The 580-nt window shown below is 57.2% G+C and carries 1 protein-coding gene; it reads right to left on the reverse strand.

Annotation, left to right across the window (positions count from 1 at the left end):
• Positions 1 to 217 precede the first annotated feature (217 nt).
• A complete protein-coding gene (locus FNJ47_RS55590) occupies positions 218 to 412 on the reverse strand; it encodes a hypothetical protein (RefSeq protein ID WP_163163524.1) in 195 nt (64 codons plus the stop codon).
• Positions 413 to 580: the final 168 nt, after the last annotated feature.

The raw sequence follows: 580 nt of genomic DNA on the forward strand, positions 1-580 counted from the left end.
CAGGCATATTCAGGAAGTCGGGGCGATATGATGCAACAAAACCCGGCTCTCCATGCAAGCCAGGTCCGGTCTGGCTCTCGTTGCTGATGACGAATGAATAGTCGTCGCTGCTCGCGATCCATATCTCCAGTTCAGCATCGACTTGGCGGAAGTGCAGGGCCATGTCGCCCTCCACGGAGAAGCCAAAAACTTGATCCTGAATGTCCCAGATGGGCGCTCAACCTGCTTTTGTGCGGTTGGCCGCTTCAGCTTCCCGCGCCAGCCGCTCTGCCTTTAGGCGCTCTCGATTATCGTGGAGCGCTTTTTGCTCTTTGGCGTAATCAGTCATGGCTTCCTTCGCCTTGACCGCTTTGAATATCTTGTGGGCTTCGCGCTCCGTAGCTGTCGTTGTACGCCGCTCTCGGTTGATCATTGTTGACCTCCCACTTGGGCTCTACAGTCAACGCGTGGCGCGGGCTTTCGATCCCGTCGGCTGATGGCTTTGTTCACGCCTTTCGGTTCGGCTGATCACGTCGCACGCCTTGAAATTCCTCCGGCCCCTTAACGAGCTTGCGCTTGCGGTCCGATTGATCGTCCGGGC

It is taken from the genome of Bradyrhizobium uaiense, from assembly GCF_010811875.1.
Lineage (GTDB): Bacteria > Pseudomonadota > Alphaproteobacteria > Rhizobiales > Xanthobacteraceae > Bradyrhizobium > Bradyrhizobium uaiense.